The organism is Brevundimonas sp., from assembly GCF_032107865.1.
Taxonomy (GTDB): Bacteria; Pseudomonadota; Alphaproteobacteria; order Caulobacterales; family Caulobacteraceae; genus Brevundimonas.
Genome location: NZ_DAMCNG010000142.1, coordinates 1 through 7,138, shown reverse-complemented (window position 1 = coordinate 7,138; position 7,138 = coordinate 1). Strand labels below are relative to the sequence as shown.

General features: G+C 68.3%; 8 protein-coding genes and 1 pseudogene. 5 read left to right on the top strand and 4 right to left on the bottom strand.

From position 1 onward, the window contains the following. Together RT567_RS11665 and RT567_RS11660 are read right to left on the bottom strand one after the other, a co-directional pair. Positions 1-333: TIGR01244 family sulfur transferase (locus RT567_RS11665; RefSeq protein ID WP_313576516.1), on the bottom strand; the 333-nt coding region annotated here is incomplete at its 3' end. 36 nt (positions 334-369) lie between these two features. Then, a complete protein-coding gene (locus RT567_RS11660; RefSeq protein WP_313576515.1) occupies positions 370-1,326 on the bottom strand; it encodes an MBL fold metallo-hydrolase in 957 nt (318 codons plus the stop codon). Positions 1,327-1,418: 92 nt separating this feature from the next. Here RT567_RS11660 and RT567_RS11655 point away from each other — a divergent pair, with 92 nt between their 5' ends. The 4 genes from RT567_RS11655 (at position 1,419) to RT567_RS11640 (ending at position 4,811) form a co-directional block, all read left to right on the top strand. Then, positions 1,419-2,060, top strand: coding sequence for a peroxiredoxin (locus tag RT567_RS11655; RefSeq protein WP_313576514.1), 642 nt, complete (start codon positions 1,419-1,421; stop codon positions 2,058-2,060). After that, positions 2,057-2,467: a metalloregulator ArsR/SmtB family transcription factor gene (locus RT567_RS11650; protein ID WP_313576513.1), complete on the top strand. Its 411-nt coding sequence runs from the start codon at positions 2,057-2,059 to the stop codon at positions 2,465-2,467. The genes RT567_RS11655 and RT567_RS11650 overlap by 4 nt, the downstream gene beginning before the upstream one ends. Positions 2,468-2,589: 122 nt before the next feature. Then, on the top strand, positions 2,590-3,720 hold the full coding sequence (locus RT567_RS11645; protein ID WP_313576517.1) for an ABC transporter substrate-binding protein: 1,131 nt from the start codon (positions 2,590-2,592) through the stop codon (positions 3,718-3,720). 20 nt (positions 3,721-3,740) lie between these two features. Further along, a complete protein-coding gene (locus RT567_RS11640) occupies positions 3,741-4,811 on the top strand; it encodes a YncE family protein (RefSeq protein ID WP_313576512.1) in 1,071 nt (356 codons plus the stop codon). 86 nt (positions 4,812-4,897) lie between these two features. On the opposite strand, the gene RT567_RS11635 is transcribed toward RT567_RS11640, so the two are convergent. After that, on the bottom strand, positions 4,898-5,686 hold the full coding sequence (locus RT567_RS11635; RefSeq protein ID WP_313576511.1) for an ABC transporter ATP-binding protein: 789 nt from the start codon (positions 5,684-5,686) through the stop codon (positions 4,898-4,900). Then, a complete protein-coding gene (locus RT567_RS11630; RefSeq protein ID WP_313576510.1) occupies positions 5,683-6,741 on the bottom strand; it encodes an iron ABC transporter permease in 1,059 nt (352 codons plus the stop codon). The genes RT567_RS11635 and RT567_RS11630 overlap by 4 nt, the downstream gene beginning before the upstream one ends. Positions 6,742-6,808: 67 nt before the next feature. Here RT567_RS11630 and RT567_RS11625 point away from each other — a divergent pair. After that, positions 6,809-7,138, top strand: a pseudogene (locus RT567_RS11625) (alpha/beta hydrolase); the annotation flags it as partial.

Below are 7,138 nucleotides of genomic sequence, written 5' to 3'. Positions count from 1 at the left end.
CTCGCCCGCTTGCGACAGCGCCCACAGGAAGGTGGTGCGGGTGCCCGAGCGGCAGTAGCCGAGGATGGGCTGGGGCAGTTCAGCCAGCGCCGCCTTGAAGCGGGCGATGTCGTCGGGCGTCATGGCCCCGCCGCGCACCGGGATGTGGACGAAGGGCAGGCCCGCGGCTTCGGCGGCGGCGCGGATGTCCTCGGTCATCGGCTGGCCCGGCTCTTCGGCGTCGGGGCGGTTGGAGATGATGGCGCGATAGCCCTGGGCGGCCGCCGTCTGGACCTCCTCAGGCAGGATCTGCGGCGAGACATGCAGGCGGTCTTCCAGCGGGCGGATATCCATGGTGCGGTTCTCTAAGCTTGAGGAAAAGGAAGCGCGTCAGAGCGCGTTGATGGGCACTTTCAGGTAGCGGACGCCGTTGTCTTCCGGCTCGGGCATGCGGCCGCCGTTCATGTTGACCTGAACCGAAGGCAGAATCAGGCGCGGCATGGACAAGGTGGCGTCGCGGGCGGTGCGCATGGCGACGAACTCGTCCTCGCTGACGTCGTCGCGGACGTGGATGTTGCAGGCGCACTGATCGCCGATGGTCGTTTCCCAGGCGAATTCTGTGCGGGCGGGCGGCGCCTTGTAGTCGTGGCACAGGAAGACGCGCGCCGCCGGGGGCAGGGACAGCAGCCGCTGGATCGAGCGATACAGCGTCCGCGCATCGCCGCCGGGGAAGTCGCAGCGCGCCGTGCCGTAATCGGGCATGAACAGGGTGTCGCCGGGGAAGACGGCGTCGCCGACCGCATAGGCCAGACAGGCGGGGGTGTGGCCGGGCACGTGCAGGACCGTGGCCTGAAGCCCGCCGATGGCGAAGCGGTCGCCGTCGTCGAACAGCTGGTCGAACTGGCTGCCATCGCGGCGGAATTCGGTTCCCTCGTTGAAGACTTTGCCGAAGACGTCCTGCACCTTGATGATGTCGCGGCCGATGGCCAGGCGGCCGCCGAGGCGCTCTTGCAGATAGGGCGCGGCCGACAGGTGATCGGCGTGGGCGTGCGTCTCCAGCAGCCACTGGACCTTAAGGTCTTCAGCCTCGACGTAGGCGATCAGGGCCTCGGCCGAGGCGGTCGAGGTGCGGCCCGCCGCCTGATCGTAATCCAGCACGCTGTCGATGATGGCGCAGGCGTTCGAGCCGGGGTCGCGCACCACATGGCTGACGGTGAAGGTGGCGGGGTCGAAGAAGGATTTGACGACGGGCCGCTGGGCCTCGTTCGTCAGGGCGGCCTCGATCAATTCCCTCGCATAATCGCGGGCGGGGTCGATGGGGGCGTCGGTCACGGCGTCTCTCCGCATTGATCTGGATCAAGCAATTAGATATTTACATATTATATGCAAGTAATTGTTTTCAAGGTGCGCTACGCCTCGGCGACGCGTAGCCCTATGGCATGGAAACCGACTCGATGACGGACACGCCTTTGCTGCGGCCTCTGCGGATCAATGAGGCGGCGCCGGATTTCGCCGCGCGCACGACGCGCGGCCAGCGTCGGCTGAGCGATTATCGCGGGCGCTGGCTGGCCTTCTTCTCGCACCCGGCGGACTTCACCCCGGTCTGCACCAGCGAGTTCATCGCCCTGGCCCGGCGTCAGGCGGACTTCACCGCCATCGGCTGTGAGCTGCTGGGCCTGTCGGTCGACAGCCTCTATTCCCACCTGGCGTGGCTGAAGGACATCCGCGACCGCTTCGGCGTGACGGTGGAGTTTCCGATCATCGAAGACCCCTCCATGGTCATCGCCCAGGCCTATGGGATGATCGACCCGGCGGCGCCCGACAGCGCCTCGGTGCGCGCCACCTTCGTCATTGACCCGAACGGCGTGGTGCGGGCCATCAGCTGGTATCCGATGAACGTCGGCCGTTCGGTCGAGGAGCTGCTGCGCCTGATCACGGCCTTGCAGGCGGCGGATCGGGAAGGGGCCTCGGCGCCCGAAGGCTGGACCCCCGGCGTGCCCATGCTCCAGGCGGCGCCGACGGATTTCGGCGATGTGCTGGCGGGCGATGACGCCTGGTATTATCAGCCGGGGCCGCGATGAAACCCGCCGACGCCGATCTGGAGCAGTTGAAGACCGCCGCGCCCGAGGCGGCGGAACTGCTGCGGCAACTGGCCAACGCCAACCGCCTGCTGATCCTGTGCCATATCGCCGGACAGGAACGTTCGGTCGGTCAACTGGAACAGGAACTGGGCCTGCGCCAGCCGGGTCTGTCGCAACAACTGGCCGAACTGCGCCAGTCGGGGCTGGTGAAGACCCGGCGTGAGTCGCGCTCCATCTATTATTCCCTGGCCGACGAGCGGGCCGAGGCCGTCATGGCCATGCTGCACCGTATCTTCTGCGACGATCCCAAGGCTCTGACCGAGGCCGTGCGTCAGGAACAGCCGACGAACCGGGCGCGTCCCGGCGGGGACGCCGCTCGTTTCGCCCGGATCATCCCGCCGCGCTGAAGGGCGGGGTCGCTTCATGCGACAAATCAGCGATTGAAGCTGACACTGATTATCATTAAGCGTCGAGGCGAAGCGCCGCTGGCGTCGCTGGCGAATGGGCGGAGAACGTGCCGATGGTCGAGGTGAGGTTGGGACGTCGGGCCCTGCTGCTGGGCGCCGCCGCCCTGATGGCGACCGGGGCCGCCGCCTGCACGCGCCGGGACCAGGCCGCGCCATCCTCCCTGCTGACCGACCTGCGCGACCGGCCGCTGGCGATCACCCCCCCGGTGACGAAACTGTCGATCGACGACAGCCGTTTCCTGATCGCCCTGTCGCTGATCCATCCTGATCCGGTCAGTCTGCTGGCCGCCTGGGCGGGCGACGTGAACCGCCTCAGCCCGGACATCTACGCCGCCTATCTGGAGAAGACGCCGGCGCTGGCGACCCTGCCCAAGACGCCGAGTTCGGCCGCCGCCTTTAACGTCGAGGCGGTGCTGGGCGCCCAGCCGCAGGTAGCCCTGGTGTCGCTGGATTCCGGCCCGACCGACGCCCAGACCGCCCAGTTGGAGCAGGCGGGTGTGCGCGTGGCCTACATCGACTTCTTCCAGCACCCGTTCCAGAACCAGCCGCGCAGCCTGAGCCTGCTGGGGTCCATGATCGGCCGCGAGGAACAGGCCGAGGCCTACAACGCCTTCCGCGCCGCCCGACTGAAGATCATCTCCGACCGTGTGGCCGGGCTGAAGGATGAGCAGAAGCCGACCGTCTTCCTGGAAGCGCACGCGGGCAACGGGCCGGACTGCTGCAACTCGGTGGGGGCAGGGAACATCGGCGACTATCTGACCTTCGTCGGCGCCCGCAACATCGGCGCCGAGGTGCTGAAACAGCCGTCGGGCAAGCTGAACCTGGAGTTTGTGGTCGAGCGCGATCCCGACATCTATATCGCTACCGGCGGCCCGCATCTGGAGAAGACCGGCGGCTTCGTCGTCGGCCCGAAATACGACGTCGAGACCTCGCGCGCCTCGCTGCGGCGCGTGGCCGGGCGCCGCGGCCTGTCGACCCTGAAGGCGGTGCGCGAGGGCCAGGTCCACGGCCTGTCGCACCAACTGATCAACTCGCCCATCGACATCGTCGCCACCGAGGTGCTGGCCAAGTGGATCCAGCCCGAGCTGTTCGCCGACCTGGACCCGCGCGCCACGCTGGACACGATTAACAAGGACTTCCTGGCCGTCCCCTATCGCGGGGATTACTGGACCGACCTGGTCCCGGCCGCCTGATTTCATCCCGGAGAACCGCCATGATCACCCTTCGCAACGGCATTCTGACCGCCACCGCCTTCGCCGCTCTGGTGATGGCGTCGACCGCCTCGGCCCAGACGATCGAGAAGACCGTCAAGGTCGCCCCCGGCGGTCTGTACGAGATCGTCTTCAACCCGGCCGACAACGACCTCTATGTCGCCGCCGTCGGCCCGCGCGGCGCCAACCAGGCCCAGATCGTCCGTCTGCAAGGCCAGACGCTGGCGCCGGAATCCTCGGTCGACGTCTCGGCCAATCCGCTGTTCGGCCTGAACCTGAACACCCGCACCCAGGTGCTGTACGGCACCGACACGCGCGCGGGCGTCATCACGGCCATCAACGCCCGCACGGGCGCGGTGATCGCCACCATCCGCAACGGCGACGAAGAAGGCGCCCACGTCCGCCAGGTCGTCGTCGATGAGGCGAACAACAAGGTCTACATCAGCGTCGTCGGCGGCGAGGCGGGCGACGCCTCCAAGCCGAACCTGATCTGGGTCATCGACGGCGCGACCAACACGGTCGAGCGCACCATCACCGCCACGGTCGGCGGCCTGACGGGCGCGGCGCTCGATCCCTCGACGAACCGCCTCTACGTCACGGGCATGAGCAGCAATGAAGTCGCCGCCATCGACCTGGCTACCGGCGAAACGGTCGGCAAATGGCCGTCGCACGGCGACTCGACCATCAACGTCGCGGTCGATTCCGAAGGCCGTCGCCTGTTCGTCGCCAACCAGAAGTCGGGCGAGCTGACGGTGCTGAACGCCGACACCGGCGCCCTGATCCACAAGGTCGCCACCGGCGCGGGCGCCTTGAGCGTCGCCTACAACGGCGCGGTCAAGCAAATCTACGTCGCCAACCGCCAGGCGGGCACGGTGACGGTGCTGGATTCGGATACCTATGCGGTGAAGGCGAACCTGGAGACGGGCACCTTCCCCCAGACCATCGCCATCGACCGCGCGACCAACGCTGTCTACGTCTCGAACAAGGCGCGCGGCCTGCCGCGCGGCGCCCCGGCCGGCACGCCGGTCCCGGTCGACCCGACCGGCGATGTGGTGACGCTGATCCGTCCCTGATCCCGATCGGGACTGAATAAGGAAAGGCCCGGCCGTAGATGCAGCCGGGCCTTTTTCTTGGCTTGAAGAGATTGGGGGCGGGGCGCTCAGCCCGTCAGAACGTCGTCGATCATGACCTGCAGCACGCCGCGGTCGCAGCGCTGGACGCGGGCCGAGACGCGATAGACCTCGGCCAGGATATCGGGCGTGATCGCCTCGTCCGGCGTTCCGAAGGCGACTAGCCGCCCCTTGGCCATGACGGCGATCCGGTCCGAGACGCGCGCCGCCGCCTGAAGGTCGTGCAGGACGATCATCACCGTCATGCCCCGTTCGGCCGCCGCCTCGCGCGCCAGGTCCAGCACGCGCAGCTGATAGTGCAGGTCCAGGGCGCTGGTGGGCTCGTCCAGCAGCAGCAGGCGCGGCTCGCGCGCCAGGGCTTGGGCCAGACCCGCCAGCTGTTTCTGGCCGCCCGACAGCCGGTCCAGACGCTGCCCGGCCAGAGCCTCGGCGTTGATGCGTTGCAGCACCTCATAGGCGCGCTCGGCCGCCTGGGCGTCGGTGTAGACGGCGCCGCGCAGGGGCGTGGCGCGGATCGAGGCCACCACCGTCTCTAGCACCGTCAGGGCCACGCCCTGCGGCAGGGTCTGCGGCATGTAGGTGACGCGCTTGGCCCGGTCGGCCAGCGACAGCCGCGTCAGCTCGGTTTCGTCCAGCCGGATCGAACCGTGCGCCGGGATCAGGCCCGCCAGACTGCGCAACAGGGTGCTCTTGCCCGCCCCGTTGGGGCCGACGACCGAGACGACTTCGCCTGCGGTCAGGGGCGGCAGGCTGAAGCCGCTGATGATGGGCTGGCCGCCGTAACCGGCGTCGAGGCCGCTGATCGACAGTTCGCTCATGCCCGGCCTCCGTTGCGGAAGATCAGCAGCAGGAAGACCGGCACCCCGATCACGGCGGTGACGATACCGACGGGCATCAGCACGCCCGGCACGATGATCTTGGACGCCGCCGAGGCCAGCGACATGATGACCGCCCCGGCCAGGATGCTGGCGGGCAGGAAGTAGCGGTGATCCTCGCCGACCAGCAGGCGGGCGATGTGCGGCCCGACCAGGCCGATGAAGCCGATGGCGCCGACGAAGGCCACGGCCGTCGCCGACAGCAGGCTGACCCGCAGCAGCGACAGGAAGCGCAGCCGCTTCACATCGACGCCGAAACTCATGGCCCGATCCTCGCCCAGCCGCAGCGCCGTCAGGGCGCGCGAGGACAGAAGCGAGAAGGGCGTCACCATGACCAGCACGACCGCCAGGGCCGCGACATTGCTCCAGGTCGCGCGCGACAGCGACCCCATGGTCCAGAACACCAGCTGCTGCAGCGCCTCGGCCGAGGACAGGAACTGCACCAGGGCCGTCAGGGCGTTGAAGGCGAAAACGAGCGCGATGCCGAACAGGACGATGCTCTCGATCCCCGACCCCTTCATCCGCGCCAGGGCCTGCAGCGCCAGCACCGAACCGAAGGCGAAGACGAAGGCGTTCAACGGCACCAGCCAGTCCGCCCCGATGAAGGACGATCCCAGACCCAGCACGATCGCCAGCGACGCCCCGAACGAGGCGGCAGAGGAGACGCCCAGCGTAAAGGGGCTGGCCAGCGGATTGTTCAGCACCGTCTGCATCTCGGCGCCCGCCAGGGCCAGCGCCGCGCCGACCATCATCGCCATCAGGGCGTAGGGCAGGCGCACCTGCCAGACGATGGCCTGCTGGGCCGTGGTCAGGCTGGACGGATCGAACACGCCCTGCAGCACTGTCAGGGGCGAGATCGACGACGGGCCGGTGGCGATGTCCAGCAGCAGGGCCGCCGCCGCCAGCGCAGCCAGAATGGCGATGGCGAACAGCTTGGTCCGCGCGCTTCTGGAATAGGCGACGACCGCCTCGGGCACGGCGTTTTCAGCGTTCGCCAATTCACGAACTCCACTCAGAGAATGCGTCGCAATACATATCAATGGCCAGATAGGCTAGGGTGGCCGTATGACGCTGACCTCGCCCGCCCCTGCAGACCCGTCCCAGAAGGACGCGGCTCCCGACACCACCCAGCCCTACGCCATCCGCCTGCCCGCTGTCGATGGCGCGCCCGCCGTGGATGTACGGGTGGCGACGCCTCAGGGCGAACGGCCGCCCAGCGGTTGGCCGGTTCTGGTGCTGCTGGAGGGGGAGGCCTTCTTCGACACGGCCGCCCAGGTCGCCGGGCGGCTGCTGCGGCGCTCGGCCAAGACGCGGGTGGATGCGGTGATGGTGGCGGGCGTCACCCTGTCGGGCGTGGCCGATCGCGTGGCCGCTTACGCTTTCACGCCGGGGCCG